The following is a 22,711-nucleotide window of genomic DNA, read 5'->3' as shown; positions in this document are numbered from 1 at the left end:
GATGCCCAGAAGTCATCCGATCAGGCCAGCGGCTTGCGCAAAGCGGCCATGAACATCGCATCGGTCCCGTGGCGGTGCGGCCACAACTGAACCGACGATCCGTCGCCGACGTCTGGGACACCTGGCACCAATTCCTTGGTGTCGAGTTCCACGACGCCATGACGCCGCACCGCATCGGCGACCACTGCCAGCGTTTCCGACAAGTGCGGCGAGCACGTGGAGTACAGCACCACTCCGCCGGGGCGAACCAGTTCGATTGCGGCAGCGAGCAATTCACGCTGCAACTTCACGAGCGGGGCCACATCGGACGGCTGGCGACGCCAACGTGCCTCCGGGCGCCGACGCAGCGCACCCAACCCGGTGCAGGGAGCGTCGACGAGGATGCGGTCGTATCCGGGTTCGAGCCCGGATTCGCGGCCGTCCGCCACGTGTACGTCCACGGGAAGCTCGCGAGTGGTCTTGCGGATCAATTCGGCGCGATGTTCGACGGGCTCGACGGCGTCGAGTCGCCCGCCTTCGATACCGGCGAGAGCGCCGAGAAGCGCTGCCTTACCGCCCGGACCTGCGCAGAGATCGAGCCAGCGTCCGGAGTCTTCACCTTCGAGAGGAGCAATGCTGAGGGCGCGGGCCACCAGCTGACTGCCCTCGTCCTGCACGCCCGCCAAGCCTTGGCGGACCGCCTCGAGCTGTCCGGGGTCACCGCCGTCGAGATGCACGGCGTACGGCGAGTACGGCCCGATCTCGCCGCCGGTCACCAGTGCAAGCTCCTCGGCGGAGATCTCGCCGGGGCGGGCGACGAGGTGTACTGCAGGGCGGGCGTCGTCGGCGATCAGGACGTCTTCGAGTTCACCGGCAGCAGCGCCGAGCGAGTCGGCAAATACCTGCGCGATCCACAGGGGGTGAGCGTGCTCGAAGGCGAGCCGGCCGACCGGGTCCTTCGGGGCCAGCAGCTCGACCCACTCCTCCTGGGTGCGTTCGGAAACACGGCGCAGGACCGCATTGACGAATCCTGCTCGGCCCTGGCCGTTTTCGGCGCGGACCAGATCGACCGAGGTTGCGACGGCAGCGTGCGGTGCGACACGAGTGCGCAGCAATTGGTACGAGCCGAGTCGGAGAACATCGAGCAGCGTTCCGTCGATCTCTTCGATCGGCCGACCCGCTGCATGCGCGATCACCGCATCCAGCAGTCCCTGAGCACGTGCCGCGCCATACGCCAGTTCGGTTGCCAGCGCCGCATCGCGTGCGTCGAGTTTGCGGTCACGCAGGAGCCCTGGCAGAACCAGGTTCGCGTACGCGTCACGCTCGCGGACCGCGCGCAGGACGTCACGCGCTGCCAGACGCGGTTGATCGAGCCCGGCGGTTGCCGGATCAGGCCGCTTGGCCTGCTTCGGCTTGGTGTTCTTGCCGCCCCCGCCGTTCTTGGCTCCGGGACCCTGTGCCCGTCGTGCCGGTCGTCGTGATTCGGTCACTGTGCTCGTACCTCCGCGTCGAGTCGGGCACCGCGTGCCCAGTCCCCTGCCGACATCAATTTCTTGCCCGGGGGCTGAATCTGCCCGAGTCGCACCGCGGTGGTCGCGGTACCGATGTACAGACCATCCTTGCGTACCGAGATCTCACCGACTGCCAGGGTCTCGTCCGTGACGGTGATCGGGCCGACCTTGACTCGAAGATCACCGATCATCGTCCATGCCCCGGGTGCGGGTGTGACGGCTCGGATATGCCGGTCCACTGTGCGAGCGGGCAGTTCCCACCGCACGCGGGCCGCGTCCACCGTCACCTTGGGGGCATACGAGACGCCGTCGGCAGACTGCGGAACCGCGTTGATCTCGCCGGCCTCGAGTCCGTCGAGTACCGATTCGAGGAGGGCAGCGCCGTTTTCCGCGAGACGTCCGAGCAGGTCGCCCGCCGTATCGGTGTCGCGAATCCGCTCGGTCATCACTCCGTACACGGGGCCGGTATCCATCCCGGCTTCCAAACGGAACGCGCTCGCACCCGTCACCTCGTCACCGGCACTGATCGCGGCCTGCACCGGCGCGGCGCCGCGCCACGCGGGAAGCAATGAGAAATGCAGATTGACCCAACCGTATTTCGGAATGTCGAGGACGTTCTGTGGCAACAGGTTTCCGTAGGCGACGACGGGTGCACAGTCCGGTTCGAGGCGGGCGAGTTCGGCCGCGAAGTCGGGATCGGACGCCTTGGCCGGCGTCAGCACCGGGATGCCGTGCTCGTCGGCAAGCAGACCGATCGGCGATCGGGTGACTTTTCGACCGCGGCCCGCCACAGCGTCCGGACGCGTGACGACGGCTACCACTTCGTGGTTGGTGGATTCGATGAGCCGACGCAGTGAAGGAACCGCGGGTTCGGGTGTTCCGGCGAACACGACGCGCATGTCAGCTCTCCCGTTTCGTTGGGCTCTTCGGACTCTGATCAGCCGATCGGCCTGTCGAACGCGGTGGACTGCAACTCACGAAAATGCTCCCGGATGTGTCGGTGGGTGGAACTGTCAGTCTAAGGACTGCGAGAGCTACGACCTACCTCGCGCCACACCGAACCACTTTCTCAGCAATTTCTTTGATCAGAACCCTGCACATTCACCGGTCCTCGGTATTGACTGTTTCTGTCGTCGCCACTCGGCGGAGGCTGATACGGGATACACCGATCACACGGAGGAACTTAGATGGCAGGCATCGACAGTAAGTTCGACAAGGCCTACGCAGGAAAGTCCGTCGAAGAATTGGCGGACGCCCCGGTCGCGGCACTCAACGGCGTAAGCGATTCGGACGCAGAACATTTGAAGGCAGCGTTCAACATCAAGACCGTCCGCGACCTCGGAACGAACAAGTTCTTCCTGTGGGCGCAGGCCACTGCCAAGCTCGCCGAGTAAACATCCCGACCCACGTGATCTCGGTGCTCACGAGTTAGCAGCTCACGAATTTGCAGCTCACGAATTTGCGTCGATGACCACTTGCGGAATATCCGTGCCGAGCGGCACCACGCTGCACGAAGCGTGCCGCTCGGCATCGGGGTCGAGGACCGTCCGGATGACGTCGATCACGTAGGGGTCGTACGGCATGCGGAAGTGGCCGGTCAGGTTAGACGGGCACAGATCCTGGAGGACGATGTTTTCTGCACCGGCACCGCGGAGCGCGATGTTCGAGGACGGCTGGATCATCTCGTCGACAGTGGACCCGATGGTCGTGTAGCGCACTCCGGGTACGGTGTCACCGCCGGCGTTGAGGGTGTTCAACATATCCGACCCTTGCATCTGCTCGCGGACAGCTCGCGAAAAGACGTCTTCGACAAAGTCTTCTCCGCCGGGGATCGCACGGACAATGGGAACCAACCCGAACATCACCCCACCGTAGGTCGGCGAAGCCAAACCGACCCAATGATCGACGTAGGCGTCGCCGCCCATCTTGTTGACGTAGTACCGCGTCACCGTCGCGCCTTGGGAGTAGCCGATCACGTCGACCTTGTCCGCTCCGGTCGCGGTCAGCACCTGATCGACGAAAGAACCGAACGCGGTGGCACTACCGACTATGTCGCCGACGCCGTAGGTCTCGTGTACGACGTCCCCGTCTACTTCTTTGATCGCACCGCCGTAATTGAGGGCGAAGACGCAGTAGCCGTCAGCTGCCAGTGCCGGCGACAGGGCCGCCCAATCCGCGTACGCCTCGGTGTCGGTTCCGTGGGCGAGTACAACCGGTCGGGGATGCGTGGCGGAAGGCTCACAGCCGAAATCGTTCGATCCGGCAGGTGCGGATGCTGGATGAGCATGCGCATATGCCGTAGCAACGGAACGGGTCGCCTGACCCGGACCGACGTCGAGAGGAACGTCCATCGCGTCGGCACTCGCAGACGGAAGCGTCGGTGCGGCACCCGATATAGCCGACGGTGCTCCGATCAGCAGCGCCACTGCTACCGAAAATGTCAGTCCCACAGACCGTTTGACGCCAGACATTGTTCCTGCTCCTGCTCTGATCCTACGAGGGAGCTGACCGTAACACCAGAAACTTCGAGGCGCATACCCTACCGAACAGTAGGTATCCGACGTCTCAATTGCCGCCTTCATCGGCGTCATCACCGGCAAGCACTCGGTAGAGCGATTTGCGCGCCTCGACAAGCACGTCGGCTGCGGCCTTGACCTGCGCTGGTGTGCCTACAGCAGCCACTTGACCGGCCGCGCCCATCAGCTGGCCGATCAGTTCTCGAAGGTCCTGCTCCGGCTCCCCTACGCTGAGACGAACGTCATCCCACGGCGCCCCGAGATCGGCGCGATGTTCCTCGACGTACGCGACGCCTTCTTCTGTCAGCTTGGCGGTCTTGCGGCCGGCAACCTTTTCGATGATCACCAGTCCTTCGTCCTCGAGCTGGGACAGCGCGGGATAAATCGAACCCGGACTCGGCTTCCAGACGCCGCCGCTGCGCTCGACGATCTGCTGAATCAATTCGTAGCCGTGCATCGGCTCTACCGCGATCAACAGCAGAATCGCAGCGCGCACATCTCCTCGACGACCTCGTCCGCCACGTCCTCGCCCGCGACCGAACTGAGCGCCCGGACCGAAGCCGGGGCCGGGTCCGCCGTCTGGACCGAAACGCCCCCGCCGGTGGCCTCTGCGTGGCATGTCACCGAAGCCCGGCCGCTCGTGCGGTCGACCGCGTCGTCCACCGTCTCGATCGCCGGGACCATCGCCCGACGCGCCGTCGTCCGTCGGGACCCACATCACAAATGGTGGCCGTTGCTCACGGCCGAAACCGCCGAAGAAACCGCGCCGGCCGAACATCCCCTCGTTCGGGAAACTTGCATCCATCGTCGAACCTCCATCACTATCGTTGATAGTTCGACGATATATCGTCATATCGGGTAGCGCAAGGATTCCTCCGACAACTCGAAACTCAGCCGATGCGGCGTGGGTCGATCTGAATGCGGACCGGACCCGAAGACTTCCGCGCACTGCGCGCGGCCCTCGCATGTGCCAGAGCGTCCGCAAGGCCGCGACCGTCCTTGCGTGGAACGCGGACCAGCATTCGCTCCGGCGCGACACCGCTCTCGTCCTCACCGGAATACGGAAGCCTCTCCCCCGCAGGCAGTTCCACTGGTCCGAGCAGTACAGCACTTGCCGGCAGATCAGCTGAATCCACCAACTCCGCAATTGCCGCGGATCCACCGTCGATCGCAGCCATGTGAACGGCCGGAGGAAAGCCGACCTCGTCTCGCTCCTCGAATTGAGACTGTGCGTGCCCCACTGGATCCCATCGGACCAACGCCTGCACCGTCGGGATACCCGAGTCTGCGACAACCACAACTTCACCGCCTTCGGACAGCGGAATCACCATGGCAGCAGCCGACATCCAGCGTCTGAGTGTTTCCTCGGCGGCGCGAAGATCGGGCCGGCCGAGCAGTGCCCAGCCGTCGAGCAAGAGCGCGGCGCCGTAGCCGCCGGTCATCACCGGCTCCGCACCCACTGTCGAGACCACCAACGCGGGCCCGTGTGGCAGTTCCTTGACCACATCACTGCCCCCGGACAGAACAACTTTCACACCGGGAAACGCCCGCCCGAGTTCTTCGGCGGTCCGGCCGGCACCGACCACCACCGCGCGCAACGCTTTCGCCCCGCACGCGTGACATCGGTAGGCGGCATCGGCAACCCCGCACCAGCGGCACGCCGGTGTCCCGGCGCCGTCGGGACCTGCCGCAGCGGGAAGAGCCAGTGGGCCGTTGCACCGACGGCACCGTGCCGGGGCACGGCACTTTCCGCAGGCCAGGGTCGGTACGTACCCCCGCCGAGGCACCTGCACCAGGACTCCGTTGCCCTCACCCAGAGCGCGCCGGGCGGCCGCGAATGCAATAGCGGGCAAACGAGCCGCTCTGGCTCCCGGATCGCGGGCCAAGGCTTGATCGCTGTCGGCAAGCGCGGTGATCTTGGGTGCGTGGGCACGAACGACGTCCCGCGTAGCGACCAGATCGTGCGCCCATCCCGAGTCGACGAGTACCTGCGCTTCTGCCGTACGGGAGAACCCACCGATCACGACGGCGCACCCGGCGACGTAGCCACGCAGGACGGCAACTTCGCGGGCATGTGGATACGGCGACCGCGGCTCGGACAAGTTGTCGTCGCCGTCGTCCCAGACGACGACAAGACCGGTCTCGGGCGTCGGCGCAAAAACAGCACTCCGTGTGCCGACGACGATCCGGGCGGTCCCGCGCAGTGCAGCGAGCCACCTCCGATATCGCATGGCCGGCCCCAGGCCCGCGGACAGACCTACCACCGCATCCGCTCCGGAGAGTTCGGTACAAGCGGCGACGACGCGGTCCAGGTCGCGTTGATCGGGCACAACCAGGATCGCGGATTTACCACTTGCCGCTACGGCCCCGGCCAGTTCGGCCAGGCGCAGTGGCCAGTTTTCACCAGGCAACGCCTGCCAGACCGCACGCGGGCTTTTCGACTCGCGAATGGCGGACAGGAAGGCGTCACCGAATCTGTAGAGATGCCAACCATTTTCGATCGCTTCAGGAGCGGACGGTGACTCGGCGGGCTCCCACGGTTCCGCCTCGACCTTCGCGTGGCGCGGCGGTACCGCCAAACGGAGAACATCGGCGCGGGTTCCGGCATAACGCTCCGCCACACGATCGACGACTTGCGCGATTTCGGCCGTCAAGACCCGCTCGGACGAGATGACGCGTTCGAGCCAGCCGAACTTCCCCTGATGGTCACTGGTCGCCTCGCGCGAGACGATGAAACCGTCCACCAGACGACCAGCGAAGCGGATGCGCACCCGGACTCCGGGCTGCGCATCCACTTCGAGTTCACGAGGAACGAGGTAGTCGAATTCACGGTCGAGGTGAGCGAGCGGGAGCATCGGCAGCACCCGGGCGACCGGATCGACTTCTGCCGCTACTCTTTCCGCGCCCACCCGCGCCCCGTCTGTACGTCAGTGATCAGAGACCAGCTGCGCTACGCAGCTTGTCGGCGCGATCGGTGCTCTCCCACGGGAGGTCGATATCGGTGCGACCGAAGTGACCGTATGCCGCCGTCTGCGCGTAGATCGGGCGCAGCAGGTCGAGGTCGCGGATGATCGCTCCCGGACGCAGGTCGAAGATCTCGGTGATCGCCTTCTGGATCCGTGCCGGATCGGTCTTCTCGGTGCCGAAGGTTTCAACGAAGAGTCCGACCGGAGCTGCCTTGCCGATGGCGTAGGCGACCTGAACCTCGATGCGGTCGGCCAGACCTGCGGCAACAGCGTTCTTGGCCACCCAGCGCATGGCGTAGGCAGCGCTGCGGTCGACCTTTGACGGGTCCTTGCCGGAGAACGCGCCGCCACCGTGGCGAGCCATTCCGCCGTAGGTGTCGACGATGATCTTGCGGCCGGTCAAACCGGCGTCACCCATCGGGCCACCGAGGACGAACTTGCCCGTCGGGTTCACCAACAGACGAACATCGGAGGTGTCGAGATCGGTGAGGTTGACGTCGGTCAGCACCGAGTGAAGCACCTTCTCGCGAAGATCGGGCGTCAACAGGTTGTCGAGGTCGATGTCAGCGGCATGCTGGGTGGAGATGACCACGGTGTCGAGACGGACAGCCTTGTCACCGTCGTACTCGATGGTGACCTGGGTCTTGCCGTCCGGGCGCAGGTACGGCAGCACGCCGGACTTACGGACCTCGGTCAACCGGCGAGAGAGACGATGAGCCAGCGCGATGGGCAGCGGCATCAGTTCCGGCGTGTCGGTGGTGGCGTAGCCGAACATCAGGCCCTGGTCGCCCGCACCCTGACGGTCGATCTCGTCGTCGCTGATTCCGTCGACGCGAGCCTCGTGCGAGTGATCGACACCCTGCGCGATCTCGGGCGACTGGGCGCCGATCGCGACGTTGACGCCGCAGGAGTTACCGTCGAAGCCCTTTGCGGAGCTGTCGTAGCCGATTTCGAGGACCGTGTCGCGCACGATCTTCGGAATGTCCGCGTACGCAGTGGTCGTGACCTCACCGGCTACGTGAACCTGGCCGGTGGTGACCAGTGTCTCGACGGCCACGCGGGCGCGCGGGTCCTGGGTGAGCAGCGCGTCGAGGATCGAGTCGCTGATCGCGTCACAGATCTTGTCCGGGTGCCCCTCGGTGACGGACTCGCTGGTGAATAGCCGACTGCCGGACTTGCTCACAGATCTCCCTCTCGACGACTGAGTTCTTGACTACAGCTTATTGAAGTATCCGAATCACCGTTCGGTGACCGTTTTGTCATGCTTTGTTAGCTGGGGGCTGAGCCGACGATAACGGTTGGACCGCCTGCGCAACACCCTTGTACTCACCCGATTATCGTGGGGTAACTCTCACCACCGGGCGCGTGTCGCTACTCGGGAAAAAGCTTGACCAGGGCGTCGAGTACTCGACTGGCCATCAAAGCCTTGGATCCGTGTTCGAGAGCGGACTCCGAGCCGTCGGAACCGAGCAGCCAACCGTCGTTGTGATCGACCTCGAACGCCTTGCCCTCGCCGACCGCATTGACCACGAGGAGATCGCAACCTTTGCGGGCAAGCTTGGAGCGGGCATAGGTGAGTACGTCACCATGGGCGTCACCGGTCTCAGCGGCGAATCCGACGATCACCGTTCGAGCATCCAAGTCGCCGTCACGACGCGCTTCGACGAGACCGGCGAGGATGTCGGCATTTCTGGTGAGGCTGATCGAGTCGGGTTCGTTTGCGCCCTTCTTGATCTTGCTGCCTTCGACGGTGGTGGGGCGGAAGTCCGCGACAGCCGCAGCCATGACGACTCCGTCGTGTCCCGGTGCGTGCTTTTCCACTGCCAACCGGAGATCTTCGGCCGTCTTGATGTGCACGACGTCGACAGCGGCGGGGTCGGCGAGATCAGCCGTGTACCCGGCGATCAGTGTCACGTGCGCGCCGCGTTGCGCGGCAAGACGGGCGAGCGCGTAGCCCTGCTTGCCCGAGCTGCGATTACCGAGAAAGCGCACGGGATCGAGCGGCTCGCGAGTACCGCCGGCGGTGACCAGAATGCGGCGACCCTCCAGGTCGCGCGGCAACGCGTCCGAGCGCTCGAGGAGCAACGATGCCAACCCGACGATCTCGTCGGGTTCGGGAAGTCGACCGGCTCCGGTGTCTTTCCCTGTCAAACGCCCGGAGGCAGGTTCGATCACGTGGACGCCGCGCGAACGCAGTGTCGCCACGTTCGAGACCGTTGCGGGGTGCTCCCACATCTCGGTGTGCATTGCTGGGGCGAAGACGACCGGACAGCGCGCGGTCAACAAAGTGGCCGTCAACAGGTCGTCTGCGCGACCCATGACCGCTCGCGCCATCAGATCAGCGGTTGCCGGCGCGATGACGACCAGATCGGCTTCCTGTCCGAGACGGACATGCGGAACCTGCGGGACGTCGTTGAAGACGCCGGTGTGAACCGGGTTGCCGGAGAGTGCTTCGAACGTCGCGCGCCCGACGAACTCCAGAGCGGATTCAGTCGGAATCACGCGGACGTGATGACCGCTCTCGGTGAAGCTGCGGATGATCGAGCACGCCTTGTAGGCGGCGATACCCCCACCGACACCGACGACAATGCGCTTACGTATCGATGTGGGCGCGTCGGACACTCCCCCGACACCCGAACGAGGTTCGGGTGCGGCAGATGTGGTGCTCACTCGCCTTCGGTGTGCTCGAGGAGATCAGCGTGGATTTCACGCAACGCGATGGACAGCGGCTTTTCCTGCAGACCGGGCTCGACCAGAGGTCCGACGTATTCGAGGATGCCGTCACCGAGCTGGTTGTAGTAGTCGTTGATCTGGCGCGCGCGCTTGGCCGAGTAGATGACCAGGGCGTACTTGGAAGAGGTGCGTTCGAGCAACTCGTCGATCGGCGGGTTGGTGATGCCGAGCGGGGTGTCGTAGGCAGGCAGAGCGCCCTGACCTGCTGCGGACGCGGCTGAAGTGCTGCTCACTCTTGTGTCTCCTGAATTAGATCTTCATTGAAGAACTAGTTTTATCGATCCGGATATCTGAGAAACGGGGTGGAAATCGGTTCCCGAATGGTGCGGAATCAGTTCCCAACCAACAAGGATACCAACTCATCGCAAGCACGGCTTACATCCTCGTTCACGATGACCGTGTCGAACTCGTCCTGTGCGGCCAATTCCACTCGGGCCGTCTCGAGTCGGCGCGCCACGACGTCTTCCGTTTCGGTTCCACGTCCGGTCAGCCGTTGCACCAGAACGTCCCAGCTCGGTGGAGCCATGAACACCAACAGAGCCTCGGGCATCGCCTTGCGGACAGCTCGTGCTCCGGCGAGATCGACCTCGACGAGAACGGGCTTTCCAGCTTCGAGCGCTTCTTCGACCGGAGCTGCGGGGGTGCCGGAGCGCTGCAGGCCGCCGTGGATTTCCGCCCATTCGAGAAGTTCACCGGAGTCGATCATCCGTTGAAATTCTTCACGGGAGGTGAATCGGTAGTCCTTGCCGTCCACTTCACCTGGACGGGGATCGCGAGTGGTCGCCGAAACACTGAAAACGAGTTCAGGCAACCGAGTTCTCAGCTCGCGAACGACGCTGGACTTACCGACAGCCGAAGGGCCGGCCAGTACAACCAGCCGACCCCTCCGCACTGCGGTCTTGCTCTCTGACACTGTTGCGTCAGCAATCATCAGACACTGCCGCGTCAGCAATCATCACTTGTCGGCTCAGGCCTCGAAGTCAAACTTGGTGAGCAGAGCCTTGCGCTGCCGATCACCGAGGCCACGAAGGCGACGGGTCGGTGCAATCTCCAGCTCGGTCATGATCTCCTGAGCCTTGACCTTGCCCACCTTGGGCAGCGCCTCGAGCAGTGCCGAAACCTTCATCTTGCCCAAGATTTCGTTGTCTTCGGCGTCCTTGAGGACCTGCTTGAGGTCGGTGCCGCCACGCTTCAGGCGCTCCTTGAGCTCAGCCCTGGCCTTGCGGGCAGCAGCTGCCTTCTCCAAAGCAGCAGCGCGCTGCTCATCAGTCAACTGGGGAAGGGCCACGGTTCCTCCGTCTCGTCGTGTGCAAATTTTGTCTATTCCGCTGATAACCAGCAGCGATAGCGACCGTACTCACGCCTGGCGCGAATTGCTAACCCACCCCCCGCGGTCCGATGCAGATCGCGGTGGGTTATGCGCGTCGAATCGATGTCACGGATCGTCACCGTTTTCGGCTGGATCGAGACGAATTCGACGCCACACGAACGTGCGTACAGTACCGAAATAGACTGTAACACAATGTATTTCGACCCATAGCGTGCGACACCCCCGTGCGAGTGTGCGAAATCGTTACCTGCGGGAATGAACGTGGTCGCCGACACATCCAAAATTTTCGAGCATTTTCGACGCCTATGCGCGTGTCGCGGCCCGTTTTCAGGTCTGCAGCGACGATTTCGGATCGCCGGCGTCGACCGTCTCGGGTTCGATGCGACTCACGCCGGGGGCGGCCAGAGCGAGCACTACCGCGAGGCTCGCCCAGAGCAATGAATTCTCCAGCACGAAGCCGACTACCGGGATATCCATGTCCGCGCCGACTCGAGGAAGCCGAAACAGCACTACGACAGCGGTGAGACCGATCGCGATCCAGGACCACACAGGGACCGATCGAGTGCCCTCCCCCACGCCCGACTTGATCGGAACGAGGAGTACACCCACCGCCGGCACCAACCACACGAAGTGGTGCGTCCAGGCAATGGGAGTCACGATTGCCGCCAGCAGAGCCACCACCGTGAAACCGGCGAGATCGCCCCGCAGGCGCTGAGCGCGCCGCGTCGCGACAATTCCGAGGACACCCAACACCGCACAGGCGACGAGCCATGCCGGACCCACCAGGCCCTCGGGAAGTAGCCGCAAGGCCATTCCACGCACGGACTGGTTACCGAACACGGACGGGTCACCGACGGCGACGCGCCCCGAGAGTGAGGCGATGTCGCCGAAGTAGTCGATCGTCTGGCGCGGGAGAACCGCAAAGCCCAGAGCCGTGGCGCCGAGGAAGCCGGCGAGGCCGCCCGCAACTGCTTTCCAGCGCCCGGTGATCACGTAGTAACCGATGTAGACGAGTGGCACCAGTTTGACCGCGCCGGCGATCCCCACCAGCACACCCTCGGGAATCCACCGTGGTCGAGCCAGCACGTCGATCAAGCACAGGAGAGTCAGAAACAACCCGACCTGGCCGTACCCGAGGTGATCGGAGATCGGCGATGCCGCCGTCCACAGGACCAGGAAACCCACGTAGACGACGACTGGCCGCTTACGTGTGAACGGGACTTCGCGATAGCTGAGCACGATGATCGCGGCCAGCATCAGGAGGCTGACGAAACTCCATCCCCACTGGACCGCACCCCAGGAACCCAGGGCGACTGGAACGGCGACGAGCGCAGCGAAGGGCGGATACGTGAACGGCAGTCTCGCGTTGAACGACTCGTCGTACAGGTTCGAGCCGTCGAGGACGGCCTGACCCGCCGTCCGGTACACGGCGAGATCGTCGCCGTGTACGCCGGTGACGGATTGGAACCCGGTGGCCAGCAGCGCGCACGCCGCGACGAGAAGTCCGATCTGCCACCAACGATTCACCGACGGACGGTACCACCGGGTTCCACCGCTCGAACGAGCCTCGAGGTCACTCACGGATCAGTTCGCCAATGCGGCTTCGATCTCGTCTCGGTCACGCATTGCTGCCTCCCGAAGTGCCGATACCGAAGGACCATGCTTGAGCACCCCACGGGAAGTGTTCGGCAGCAGGAGCTCGGTCGATCCCGCGAAGATGTCTGCGAGATCCGCTGCCGTCGCACCCTGAGCGCCGAGTCCCGGAGCGAGAATCGGGCCGTTGAACTGCGACAGGTCCAGACCGTGGTCCCGAGTTGCACCGACCACCAGTCCGACGGTGTCACGGCCGTCGCCGTTCGCATCGACCGCAGCGTCGACGATCGACTGAGCCACGCTCACACCGTCAGTCGACGACTGTTGAAGTACGCCGCCTTCCGGATTGGAGGTTCGTGCCAGGACGAAGATCCCGCGGGCGTTCTGCCGTGCCAGTTCGAGTGTCGGAGTCAGCGCCCCGAATCCCAGGTACGGCGAAACGGTGACCGAGTCGGAGGCCAACGGCGAATCACCCAACCAGGCTTGCGCGTACGCGTCCATCGTCGAACCGATGTCACCGCGCTTGGCATCCGCGACGACCAGAGTTCCCGCATCGCGAAGAACCGAGATGGTCCGCTCCAACACGGCGAAGCCGGCGCTGCCGTAAGCCTCGAAGAACGCGACCTGAGGTTTGACCAGTCCGACCTCACCGGTGAAGGCCTCGACGCAGATCTCGGCGAAAGTCTCGAGACCTTCGGCCGTACGCGGCAGTCCCCACGCGTCGAGAAGCGCGGGATGCGGGTCGATACCGACGCACAGCCGCCCCCGGTCCGCGATCGCGGACCGGAGACGCTGCCCCCAACTGTGACTCACGACTGCTGTGCCGGCTGACGAAGACCTGCGTGCAATTCCTGCAGGGAGTGAACTCCGATGTCGCCGCGAATGGCTGCTTCGATGCCCTGCACGGCAGCCGAGGCGCCCTGCACCGTCGTGATGCACGGGATGTTCGACGCAACCGCTGCGCTTCGGATCTCGTAGCCGTCGACACGCGGGCCGTTGTTGCCGTACGGCGTGTTGATGACCATGGCGACCTCGCCGCTGCGGATCTGGTCGACGATGGTCTCGGCACCGGCCGGAACATCTTCACCCGACTGCTTGTACACCTGCTTGCACTCGATACCGTTGCGCCGCAAAACATCTGCGGTTCCTTCGGTGGCAAGAATGGTGAATCCGAGGTCTGCCAGGCGCTTGACCGGGAAGATCAGCGAACGCTTGTCCTTGTTGGCGACCGAGACGAACACCGCGCCCGTGGTGGGCAACGAACCGTAGGCGGCAGTCTGCGACTTGGCAAAAGCCGTACCGAAGTCGAAGTCGATTCCCATGACTTCACCGGTGGACTTCATTTCCGGGCTGAGCAAGGTATCCACGCCGGTACCGTCGGCGCGGCGGAAGCGGTTGAACGGCAACACAGCTTCCTTGACCGCGATCGGTGCACCGGCCGGGGTGTTTCCGCCGTCGCCCTTCGCCGGCAGAATGCCGCTCGCACGCAGTTCCGCGATGGATTCGCCGAGCATGACGCGGGCGCATGCCTTGGCCAGCTGGACGGCCGTCGCCTTGGACACGAACGGAACCGTGCGGCTGGCGCGGGGATTTGCTTCCAGCACGTAGAGGATGTCGTCCTTGAGGGCGTACTGGACGTTGAGCAGGCCCTTGACGCCGATGCCCTTCGCGAGAGCCTCGGTGGAGCGGCGGACGTTCTCGAGATCCGCCCGGCCCAGAGTGATGGGCGGGAGCGCACACGCCGAGTCACCGGAGTGAATGCCGGCTTCCTCGATGTGCTCCATGACGCCGCCGAGGTACACCTCGGTGCCGTCACACAGAGCGTCGACGTCGATCTCGACCGCGTCTTCGAGGAAGCGGTCGACCAGGACCGGACGATCGTCGGAGATCTCCGTGGCGCGCGAGATGTAGTCGGCGAGGGAAGCCTCGTCGTAGACGATCTCCATGCCGCGTCCACCGAGCACGTACGACGGACGCACCAGCACCGGGTAGCCGATGCCTGCTGCGATCTCGCGGGCGCCGTCGAACGTGGTGGCGGTACCGAACTTCGGTGCGGGCAGACCGGCTTCGGTCAGTACGCGACCGAATTCGCCGCGGTCCTCCGCCAGGTCGATGGCTGCGGGGCTGGTTCCCACGATGGGGACGCCGGCAGCTTCGAGACGCTTCGCCAGTCCGAGCGGGGTCTGGCCGCCGAGCTGGACGATGACGCCGGCAACGGTGCCCGACTGCGCCTCCGCGCGGTAGACCTCGAAGACGTCCTCGAACGTCAGCGGCTCGAAGTACAGGCGATCAGCGGTGTCGTAGTCCGTGGAGACGGTCTCGGGGTTGCAGTTGACCATGACGGTCTCGTACCCGGCCTCGGACAGCGTCTGCGCCGCGTGGACACACGAGTAGTCGAACTCGATGCCCTGACCGATGCGGTTGGGGCCGGATCCGAGGATCAGAACCTTGGGTCGCTCGGTCTGCGGAGCAACTTCGGACTCGGCCTCGGGATCGAGCTCGTAGGTCGAGTAGTGGTACGGCGTCTTGGCCTCGAACTCTGCGGCGCAGGTGTCGACGGTCTTGTAGACAGGGCGCACGCCCAGCTGATCACGCAGAGCGCGAACGGCGTCCTCACCTGCGTGCGTGTCACCACCGAGTTCGGGGCGCAGAGCCGCGATCTGGCGGTCCGAGATGCCGTGGTACTTGGCCTGACGCAGGGAAGCCTCGTCGAAAGACTCTGCAGCGCGCAGCTTTTCACCGAGCTCGTGAATCTGCTGGAACTGGTCGAGGAACCACGGATCGATCTTGGTGGCGTCGAAGAGCTGCTCGACAGTTGCGCCGAGCGCGAATGCCTTCTCGATGCCGTACATGCGGCCGTCCTGCGGAACGCTCAGATCGGCGAGCAGTGCATCCAGGCTCTCTGTCTCGATGTCGGCGCCGGTCCAGTAACCCGCACGCTTGGTCTCGAGCGAACGCATGACCTTGCCGAAAGCCTCGGTGAAGTTGCGGCCGATGCTCATGGCCTCGCCCACCGACTTCATCGTGGTGGTCAGAGTTCCGTCGGCACCGGGGAACTTCTCGAAAGCGAACCGCGGAGCCTTGACGACGACGTAGTCGAGCGTCGGCTCGAAGCAAGCCGGGGTTTCCTTGGTGATGTCGTTGACGATCTCGTCGAGCGTGTAGCCGATGGCAAGCTTGGCCGCCATCTTCGCGATCGGGTAACCGGTCGCCTTCGACGCCAGAGCCGACGAGCGGGAGACACGCGGGTTCATCTCGATGACGACCAGGCGGCCGTCCTTCGGGTCCATCGCGAACTGGATGTTGCAGCCGCCGGTGTCGACGCCCACCTCACGCAGAATGTCGATGGAAAGGTCGCGCATCGCCTGGTACTCGCGGTCGGTCAGCGTCATCGCCGGGGCGACGGTGACCGAGTCTCCGGTGTGGACACCGACCGGGTCGACGTTCTCGATGGAGCAGACGATCACGACGTTGTCGCGACTGTCACGCATGAGCTCGAGTTCGTATTCCTTCCAACCGAGGATGGATTCCTCGATCAGGACGTTCGCCGTCGGCGACGCGGCCAGACCGCCACCGGCGATGCGGTTGAGATCGTCGACGTCGTACGCCATGCCGGAACCGAGGCCGCCCATGGTGAAGGACGGACGCACGACAACCGGGTAACCGAGTTCGGCGACCGTGGCGTGTACTTCGTCCATCGTGTAGCAAACTGCGGACTTCGCGGATTCGCCACCGACCTTGGCGACGATGTCCTTGAACTTCTGGCGATCCTCGCCGCGCTGGATGGCGTCGAAGTCGGCGCCGATCAGTTCGACGTCGTACTTCTCGAGGATGCCCTGCTCGTGCAGCGCCACTGCGGCGTTGAGCGCAGTCTGACCGCCGAGCGTCGCGAGGACGGCGTCGATCTTGTTGCCCTGCAAGGCTTCCTTGGCGATGACCTTCTCGAGGAACTCGGCCGTGATCGGCTCGACGTACGTGGCGTCGGCGAACTCGGGGTCCGTCATGATGGTGGCCGGGTTGGAGTTGACCAGGCTGACGCGCAGGCCCTCCTCCTGGAGGACGCGGCAGGCCTGGGTGCCCGAGTAGTCGAACTCGCAGGCCTGACCGATGACGATCGGACCGGAGCCGATTACCAGGATGTGCTTGAGATCTGTACGGCGTGGCATTAGTTCTTGACTCCGGTTTCTTTCCGTGCGGAGAGCAGGCTGGTGAAGCGGTCGAAGAGGTACGCGGCGTCGTGCGGGCCGGCTGCCGCCTCGGGGTGGTACTGCACCGAGAAGGCCGAATCGTCCAGCAGGCGAACACCTTCGACGGCTCCGTCGTTGGCGCAGGTGTGGCTGACCACCGCGCGGCCGAACGGGGTGTCGAATTCCTGACCGGCTTCGCCTTCGAGCGCGAAGCCGTGGTTCTGAGCGGTGATCGCGATGCGACCGGTCTGATGCTCGATCACCGGGATGTTGATTCCGCGGTGGCCGAACTTCATCTTGTAGGTGCTCAGGCCCAGGGCGCGGCCCAGGATCTGGTTGCCGAAGCAGATACCGAACAGCGGCAAGCCCTGTCCGATGACCTCTTTCGTGAGGTGGACTGCGCCGTCGGCGGTGGCTGGGTCACCGGGACCGTTGGAGAGGAACACTCCGTCGGCCTTCAGGTCGAGGATCTGTTCGAGACTCGCGTTGGACGGCAACACGTGGACGCGAATACCGCGCTCGGCGAACATGCGCGGGGTGTTGGTCTTGATACCGAGGTCGATGGCGGCAACCGTGTACAGCGCCTCCCCGCCCTTCGGCTCGACGACGTAGCCGCTGGTGGTGCTGACCTCACCGGCAAGATCGGCGCCGAGCATGGTCGGCTGATCCTGAACCCGTCGGACCAGTTCGTCATCGGCGGCGATGGCTTCACCGGAAAAAATTCCGGCCTTCATCGAACCGCGAGTACGCAGGTGGCGAACCAGGGCGCGGGTGTCGATCCCGGCGATTCCGACGATGCCCTGCTCTTCGAGCTTGGCCTGGAGCGAACCGGTTGCACGCCAGCTCGAGGTGACGCGCGAGGGGTCACGAACGACGTACCCGGCAACCCAGATCTTGGCGCCGGCACGCTCGCCGGTCGGTCCGACCGACTCGTCGTCTTCGTCGTTCCAGCCGGTGTTGCCGATCTGCGGTGCGGTGGAGACGACGATCTGGCGGTGGTAGCTGGGATCGGTGAGCGTTTCCTGGTAGCCGGTCATTCCGGTGCTGAACACCGCTTCGCCCAGGGTCTGTCCAACCGCACCGAAGGTGGTTCCGCGGAACACCCGTCCGTCTTCGAGGACCAGTACTGCGGGGCTGTTGTCAAAGCCGCTCATGCGTTCTTTCCGTTCTGCTCGATGTCGCCAGAGCTTGCGTCTTCGTTGTCATTCGTCTTGTTCGAAGCGGTCTTGTTCGAAGCAGTCACCGGCTTGACCCAGTCCGGATAAACCGTCTTGTCGTCACCGCGCACGCCCGTGTCGATCTCGGTTCCGCTCGGCAATTCCCAGCGAATCACCAGGACGCCGTCCTTGCTCATGACCTTGCCGGCAAGACCGTTCTCCGTGCGGATCGCGCGGATCGACTTCTCCGGAATCCAGATGGCCGACGCGCCGTCACGCTCGACCAGAATTCCGCCGCTGTAGCGGCTGATCTCGCAGGTGGCGCGGAAACCGAGGTCGCCGACGGCGATTCGGTCCTGCCAACTGGGTGCGATGGTGCTGCCGACGTACAGGCCGGTGGTCGGCAGGACGAGCAGTTCACCCAGGGTTGCCGGTACCGTCGGCAGTTCGCCGATCTTGTCTTTCTGGCGTCGAGCGCGTCCACGCCAGCCGACGTACATCAGGCCGATCATCGCGACCCAGAAGATCGCCAGACCGATGATCCACAGTGCTCTGTCCATGACGCGCTACTCCTCGCTACTCCGCAGCCGCACATTCCCGTCGTGTGCGGTGATGCGGCCACGTAACAGTGTGGTCGTGACCCGAGCGGGCAATGTCATCGACTCGTACGGAGTGTTATGCGCGACACTCGCCAGGTCGGGACCGTGGACCGTCCACTCGGCCGACGGATCGACCAATGTCAGGTTCGCGGGCTCCCCCACCTCGATGGGACGGCCCTGATCGTCGAGGCCCACGATTGCCGCGGGGCGCTCGCTCATGACCCGGGCAACACCGCGCCAGTCCAGCAGGCCGGGCTGGACCATCGTCTGCACGATGATCGAGAGTGCGGTCTCGAGGCCGAGCATTCCGGGGCGAGCGGCTGCGAACTCGCAGCACTTGTCCTGCTCGGCGTGCGGAGCATGGTCGGTCGCGACGCAGTCGATGATTCCCTCGGCCAGACCTTTGCGCAGCGCGGCAACATCACTGGCCTCACGCAAGGGCGGGTTGACCTTGTTGATCGCGTCGTACGTTTCGAGCCGTGAATCGTCGAGGAGCAGGTGATGCGGGGTGACCTCGGCGGTGATCGAAATCCCTTGGCTGCGAGCCCACTTCACGAGTTCGACGGTTCCGGCGGTGGAGGCGTGGCAGATGTGAACGCGGGCGCCGGCGTCACGCGCGAGCAGTGCGTCGCGGGCCACGATCGATTCTTCGGCTGCGCGCGGCCATCCGGCCAGGCCGAGACGCGCGGCCGTGGGTCCCTCGTGGGCGACCGCACCGACGGTCAAGCGCGGCTCTTCCGCGTGCTGGGCGATCAGGACGCCCAGTGAGCTGGAGTATTCGAGCGCGCGACGCATGATCAGTGGGTCGTAGACGCAGTGGCCGTCGTCGGAGAACATCTTGACCTTGCCGACGCCTGCGGCCATGGTCGCCATCTCGGCGAGTTGCTTGCCTTCCAGGCCTGCTGTGACTGCGCCGACGGGGTGGACGTCGACGAGGCCGACTTCCTGCCCGCGTCGCCAGACGTGATCGGTGATGACCACCGAATCGGCGACGGGACTCGTGTTGGCCATCGCGAAGACCGCGGTGTATCCACCCAGAGCCGCTGCCGAGCTTCCGGTTTCGATGGTCTCTGTGTCTTCGCGGCCGGGCTCACGCAGATGTGTGTGCAGGTCCACGAAGCCGGGAAGCAGGATCTGCCCGCCGGCATCGATCACCTCGGATGCCGTGGCCGGATCGAGGTCCACGCCGATCTCGAGGATCGTGCCGTCGCCGACGAGTACGTCGGTGGGCTCACCTTCTCCGTAGATCAGGACTCCGCGGAGCAGGACACTCACGGGTGATTCTCCGTTCTCGTTTCTGGTCACAGCGCACCGTCCTCCGACCCGACCAGCAGTCGGAACAAGACAGCCATGCGCATGTGTACGCCGTTGGTAACCTGTTGCAGTACAGCAGTTTTGGAGGAATCGGCAACGGCGGATGCAATCTCCATGCCGCGCAGCATCGGGCCGGGGTGCAGGACCACCGCGTGATCGGCCAGCATCGCCAGCCGCTTCTCGGACAGGCCGTAGTTGATCGAGTACTCGCGCTGCGACGGGAAGAAGCCACCGTTCATGCGTTCGGCCTGAACCCGCAGCATCAGCACCGCGTCGAGTCCGGGCAGTTCCGCGTCGAGCGAATGCGAAACCGTGACCGGCCACGTGTGCGCACCGACCGGCAGCAGTGTCGGCGGCGCAACAAGAACAACCTCGGCACCGAGCATCGAGAGCAGCAGTGCGTTGGAGCGGGCGACACGGCTGTGCAGGATGTCGCCGACGATGGCGATCCGCTTGCCCTCGATGTCGCCGAGACGCTGGCGAAGGGTCAAAGCGTCGAGAAGCGCCTGAGTGGGGTGCTCGTGCGTGCCGTCACCTGCGTTGATGACTGCCGGGCCACCGTCGTCGGCCGCTCCGGTCCACTTTGCGATCTGGTGGGCGGCGCCCGAAGCCGGGTGGCGCACGATGAGTGCGTCGGCACCGGCCGCGCGCAGGGTCATCGCGGTATCGCGCAGGGATTCACCTTTGGACACCGAGGAACTGGATGCGCTGACATTGATGACGTCGGCACTCATCCATTTGCCTGCCACCTCGAAAGACACCCGGGTGCGCGTCGAGTTCTCGAAGAACACCGTCATGACCGTGCGTCCGCGCAGCGTCGGGAGCTTGCGTACCTCTCGTCCCAGAAGTGCCTGCTCGAACCGTTCTGCCTCGTCGAGAAGTTCTACCGCGGACTCACGATCGAGGTCCGCGATGGAAAGTAGGTGCTTCACGCGCTCTTACCCCCGGAGATGACTACCGCTTCCCTGCCGTCGTGCTCCTGGAGGAGAACCTTGACGTCCTCGGACCTCGCGGTCGGGACGTTCTTGCCGACGTAGTCGGCGCGCAGCGGGAGTTCGCGGTGACCACGATCCACGAGCACTGCGAGTTGGACCGCGCGGGGGCGGCCCAGATCGCGCAACGCGTCGAGTGCCGAGCGCACGGTGCGACCGGAGAAGAGGACGTCGTCCACGAGAACGACCAGCGCATTGTCGACGCCACCCTCGGGGACGGACGTGCGCTCGAGCGGGCGGTGCGGCTTGTTCCGGAGATCGTCGCGGTAGAGGGTGATGTCGAGAGATCCGATGGGAAGTCGCACACCGGAGAATTCTTCGATCTTGGCGCGCAGTCGCGTGGCGAGGGTGGTTCCACGCGTCGGGATACCGATCAGGACCACACGAGGGGCAGTTCCCTCGGGTCCGTCGAGTGCGGTCTTCTCGATGATCTCGTGAGCGATCCGCGCGATGGTCCGGCCCACATCCTGGGCGGACAACAATTCGCGGGTTTCGCTACCTGCCTCGGCACCGACCGGCGCCTTCGAGTTACCTGGACCTGCAAGATCGGATGGGCGAGACCCTTCGGGCACGCTCATGCAGCGACCTCCTTCTCCGCCTCACTGGACGGATCGTTAAAGGATGTCTGACGGTCCCCACCCTATCAGCCGACAGACCTGATCCCGCCGTGCGAGCAGCGACTCCGACCGGTTGTGTGCAGACACACAACGCGCTCGGTGACACTCGCACGGCGGTGGTGGAACAAAACTTGCTACTCGGTACCCGAATCCGATTCCTGCGCGCGCTGGGAGGTCGCGGCCGCAGCCGATCGAACCTGCGGCGCAACGAGAACGACCTGGCCGAGGATTCCGTTGACGAATCCCGGAGAGTCGTCCGTCGAGAGCTGCTTCGCGAGTTCGACGGCCTCGTCCACGGCGACAACCGGCGGAACGTCCGTCGCGTGGAAGAGCTCCCACACGGCGATACGCAGAATCGCACGGTCGACGGCGGGCAGACGCTCGAGCGTCCAGTCCTGCAGATGCGAGGAGATGACCTGATCGATCCGGTCCAGATTCTCCGCAACGCCGGACACCAACGTGACGGTGTAGGCCGCGACGGGTGCTACCGCGTCGTCCTTGACGGACAGATCGGAACGCTCCGACGCCAGTGCGACCGGATCGAGGTCACGTGCCTCGGCTTCGAAGAGGAAGTCGACGGCACGCTTGCGCGCCTTGTGGCGTGCACCGAGTTTCTTATGTGTGCCGGACACTCAGGAATTCACACGCCCGAGGTAGTTGCCGTCACGGGAATCGACCTTGAGCTTGTCACCGGTGTTGATGAAGAGCGGGACGTTGATCTCGGCACCGGTCTCGAGGGTGGCAGGCTTGGTGCCGCCGGTGGAGCGGTCGCCCTGCAGGCCCGGATCGGTGTGCTTGACGACGAGCTCGACGGTGACCGGAAGCTCGACGAAGAGGGGAACGTCTTCGTGGGTCGCGACCTGGACTGCCATGTTCTCGAGCAGGAAACGCGACTGGTCGCCGACGGTGGATTCGCTGATCGACACCTGGTCGTAGGTGTCGCCGTCCATGAAGATGTAGTCGCTGCCGTCGTGGTACAGGTACGTCATGTCACGACGGTCGACCGTGGCGGTCTCGACCTTCACACCGGCGTTGAACGTCTTGTCCACTACCTTGCCCGAGAGCACGTTCTTGAGCTTGGTGCGCACGAAGGCAGGGCCCTTGCCGGGCTTGACGTGCTGGAACTCGATGATCGTCCACAGCTGGCCTTCGATCTGCAGAACCAGACCATTCTTGAAATCACTGGTGGAAGCCACTTGCTTCGCGTCTCCTAGGGG

Annotated in this window: 21 protein-coding genes; 1 reads left to right on the top strand and 20 read right to left on the bottom strand. The window is 64.4% G+C overall.

The window, feature by feature from the left end; translation table 11 throughout:
• Positions 1-20: 20 nt before the first annotated feature.
• Together P3G66_RS17270 and fmt are read right to left on the bottom strand one after the other, a co-directional pair.
• Positions 21-1,469 (bottom strand): transcription antitermination factor NusB, encoded by a 1,449-nt coding sequence (locus P3G66_RS17270; protein ID WP_075833131.1) that lies wholly within the window; start codon positions 1,467-1,469, stop codon positions 21-23.
• The gene (gene fmt, locus P3G66_RS17265) at positions 1,466-2,389 is read right to left on the bottom strand and encodes a methionyl-tRNA formyltransferase (RefSeq protein ID WP_276116922.1); all 924 of its coding nucleotides are present in this window, start codon (positions 2,387-2,389) and stop codon (positions 1,466-1,468) included. The genes P3G66_RS17270 and fmt overlap by 4 nt, the downstream gene beginning before the upstream one ends.
• Before the next feature lie 288 nt (positions 2,390-2,677).
• Here fmt and P3G66_RS17260 point away from each other — a divergent pair, with 288 nt between their 5' ends.
• The gene (locus P3G66_RS17260; RefSeq protein WP_003944900.1) at positions 2,678-2,884 is read left to right on the top strand and encodes a hypothetical protein; all 207 of its coding nucleotides are present in this window, start codon (positions 2,678-2,680) and stop codon (positions 2,882-2,884) included.
• A 57-nt stretch (positions 2,885-2,941) separates the two neighbouring features.
• Here P3G66_RS17260 and P3G66_RS17255 read toward each other — a convergent pair whose 3' ends face one another.
• The 18 genes from P3G66_RS17255 to efp form a co-directional block, all read right to left on the bottom strand.
• Positions 2,942-3,961, bottom strand: coding sequence for an alpha/beta fold hydrolase (locus P3G66_RS17255; RefSeq protein WP_276116921.1), 1,020 nt, complete (start codon positions 3,959-3,961; stop codon positions 2,942-2,944).
• Positions 3,962-4,055: 94 nt separating this feature from the next.
• Positions 4,056-4,811: a PadR family transcriptional regulator gene (locus P3G66_RS17250; RefSeq protein ID WP_346349159.1), complete on the bottom strand. Its 756-nt coding sequence runs from the start codon at positions 4,809-4,811 to the stop codon at positions 4,056-4,058.
• An 85-nt stretch (positions 4,812-4,896) separates the two neighbouring features.
• Complete coding sequence (locus tag P3G66_RS17245) at positions 4,897-6,915, bottom strand: primosomal protein N' (protein ID WP_276116920.1); 2,019 nt, start codon at positions 6,913-6,915, stop codon at positions 4,897-4,899.
• Between the two features lie 25 nt (positions 6,916-6,940).
• Positions 6,941-8,155 (bottom strand): methionine adenosyltransferase, encoded by a 1,215-nt coding sequence (gene metK / locus P3G66_RS17240; RefSeq protein ID WP_003944827.1) that lies wholly within the window; start codon positions 8,153-8,155, stop codon positions 6,941-6,943.
• A gap of 188 nt (positions 8,156-8,343) precedes the next feature.
• Entirely contained in the window at positions 8,344-9,594 is a 1,251-nt protein-coding gene (gene coaBC / locus P3G66_RS17235; protein WP_085989960.1) for a bifunctional phosphopantothenoylcysteine decarboxylase/phosphopantothenate--cysteine ligase CoaBC, read from the bottom strand.
• Positions 9,595-9,638: 44 nt separating this feature from the next.
• Entirely contained in the window at positions 9,639-9,938 is a 300-nt protein-coding gene (rpoZ, locus tag P3G66_RS17230; RefSeq protein ID WP_003944996.1) for a DNA-directed RNA polymerase subunit omega, read from the bottom strand.
• 98 nt (positions 9,939-10,036) lie between these two features.
• Positions 10,037-10,636 (bottom strand): guanylate kinase, encoded by a 600-nt coding sequence (gene gmk, locus P3G66_RS17225; RefSeq protein WP_003944801.1) that lies wholly within the window; start codon positions 10,634-10,636, stop codon positions 10,037-10,039.
• Positions 10,637-10,672: 36 nt separating this feature from the next.
• Positions 10,673-10,993 (bottom strand): integration host factor, actinobacterial type, encoded by a 321-nt coding sequence (mihF, locus tag P3G66_RS17220; RefSeq protein WP_003944825.1) that lies wholly within the window; start codon positions 10,991-10,993, stop codon positions 10,673-10,675.
• 369 nt (positions 10,994-11,362) lie between these two features.
• Positions 11,363-12,562, bottom strand: coding sequence for a glycosyltransferase 87 family protein (locus P3G66_RS17215; protein WP_225320370.1), 1,200 nt, complete (start codon positions 12,560-12,562; stop codon positions 11,363-11,365).
• Positions 12,563-12,619: 57 nt separating this feature from the next.
• Positions 12,620-13,441: an orotidine-5'-phosphate decarboxylase gene (pyrF, locus tag P3G66_RS17210; RefSeq protein ID WP_007728008.1), complete on the bottom strand. Its 822-nt coding sequence runs from the start codon at positions 13,439-13,441 to the stop codon at positions 12,620-12,622.
• Positions 13,438-16,794 (bottom strand): carbamoyl-phosphate synthase large subunit, encoded by a 3,357-nt coding sequence (carB, locus tag P3G66_RS17205; RefSeq protein WP_003945010.1) that lies wholly within the window; start codon positions 16,792-16,794, stop codon positions 13,438-13,440. The genes pyrF and carB overlap by 4 nt, the downstream gene beginning before the upstream one ends.
• Complete coding sequence (gene carA, locus P3G66_RS17200; RefSeq protein ID WP_007728009.1) at positions 16,794-17,969, bottom strand: glutamine-hydrolyzing carbamoyl-phosphate synthase small subunit; 1,176 nt, start codon at positions 17,967-17,969, stop codon at positions 16,794-16,796. The genes carB and carA overlap by 1 nt, the downstream gene beginning before the upstream one ends.
• On the bottom strand, positions 17,966-18,532 hold the full coding sequence (locus tag P3G66_RS17195; RefSeq protein ID WP_003944773.1) for a transporter: 567 nt from the start codon (positions 18,530-18,532) through the stop codon (positions 17,966-17,968). Before P3G66_RS17195 ends, carA begins: the two co-directional genes overlap by 4 nt.
• Before the next feature lie 6 nt (positions 18,533-18,538).
• On the bottom strand, positions 18,539-19,846 hold the full coding sequence (locus tag P3G66_RS17190; protein ID WP_003944990.1) for a dihydroorotase: 1,308 nt from the start codon (positions 19,844-19,846) through the stop codon (positions 18,539-18,541).
• Between the two features lie 26 nt (positions 19,847-19,872).
• Complete coding sequence (locus P3G66_RS17185; RefSeq protein WP_003944883.1) at positions 19,873-20,817, bottom strand: aspartate carbamoyltransferase catalytic subunit; 945 nt, start codon at positions 20,815-20,817, stop codon at positions 19,873-19,875.
• A complete protein-coding gene (gene pyrR, locus P3G66_RS17180) occupies positions 20,814-21,455 on the bottom strand; it encodes a bifunctional pyr operon transcriptional regulator/uracil phosphoribosyltransferase PyrR (protein WP_003944977.1) in 642 nt (213 codons plus the stop codon). The genes P3G66_RS17185 and pyrR overlap by 4 nt, the downstream gene beginning before the upstream one ends.
• 173 nt (positions 21,456-21,628) lie before the next feature.
• Positions 21,629-22,126: a transcription antitermination factor NusB gene (nusB, locus tag P3G66_RS17175; protein WP_007728014.1), complete on the bottom strand. Its 498-nt coding sequence runs from the start codon at positions 22,124-22,126 to the stop codon at positions 21,629-21,631.
• Positions 22,127-22,690: an elongation factor P gene (gene efp, locus P3G66_RS17170; protein ID WP_003944958.1), complete on the bottom strand. Its 564-nt coding sequence runs from the start codon at positions 22,688-22,690 to the stop codon at positions 22,127-22,129. It abuts the gene before it with no gap.
• Positions 22,691-22,711 lie beyond the last annotated feature (21 nt).

Source organism: Rhodococcus sp. C3V, from assembly GCF_029269915.1.
In the GTDB taxonomy this organism is placed as follows: Bacteria; Actinomycetota; Actinomycetes; order Mycobacteriales; family Mycobacteriaceae; genus Rhodococcus_F; species Rhodococcus_F qingshengii.
Note: the sequence above shows the minus strand (reverse complement) of the source record. Positions and strands in the feature narration are given on the sequence as shown.

What these genes read in the sequence shown, in the direction of transcription:
- fmt (WP_276116922.1), bottom strand. Translation starts at nt 2,389, where the DNA reads ATGCGCGTCGTGTTCGCCGGAACACCCGAACCCGCGGTTCCTTCACTG.
- P3G66_RS17260 (WP_003944900.1), top strand. Translation starts at nt 2,678, where the DNA reads ATGGCAGGCATCGACAGTAAGTTCGACAAGGCCTACGCAGGAAAGTCC.
- P3G66_RS17255 (WP_276116921.1), bottom strand. Translation starts at nt 3,961, where the DNA reads ATGTCTGGCGTCAAACGGTCTGTGGGACTGACATTTTCGGTAGCAGTG.
- P3G66_RS17250 (WP_346349159.1), bottom strand. Translation starts at nt 4,811, where the DNA reads ATGGATGCAAGTTTCCCGAACGAGGGGATGTTCGGCCGGCGCGGTTTC.
- gmk (WP_003944801.1), bottom strand. Translation starts at nt 10,636, where the DNA reads ATGATTGCTGACGCAACAGTGTCAGAGAGCAAGACCGCAGTGCGGAGG.
- carB (WP_003945010.1), bottom strand. Translation starts at nt 16,794, where the DNA reads ATGCCACGCCGTACAGATCTCAAGCACATCCTGGTAATCGGCTCCGGT.
- carA (WP_007728009.1), bottom strand. Translation starts at nt 17,969, where the DNA reads ATGAGCGGCTTTGACAACAGCCCCGCAGTACTGGTCCTCGAAGACGGA.
- P3G66_RS17195 (WP_003944773.1), bottom strand. Translation starts at nt 18,532, where the DNA reads ATGGACAGAGCACTGTGGATCATCGGTCTGGCGATCTTCTGGGTCGCG.
- pyrR (WP_003944977.1), bottom strand. Translation starts at nt 21,455, where the DNA reads ATGAGCGTGCCCGAAGGGTCTCGCCCATCCGATCTTGCAGGTCCAGGT.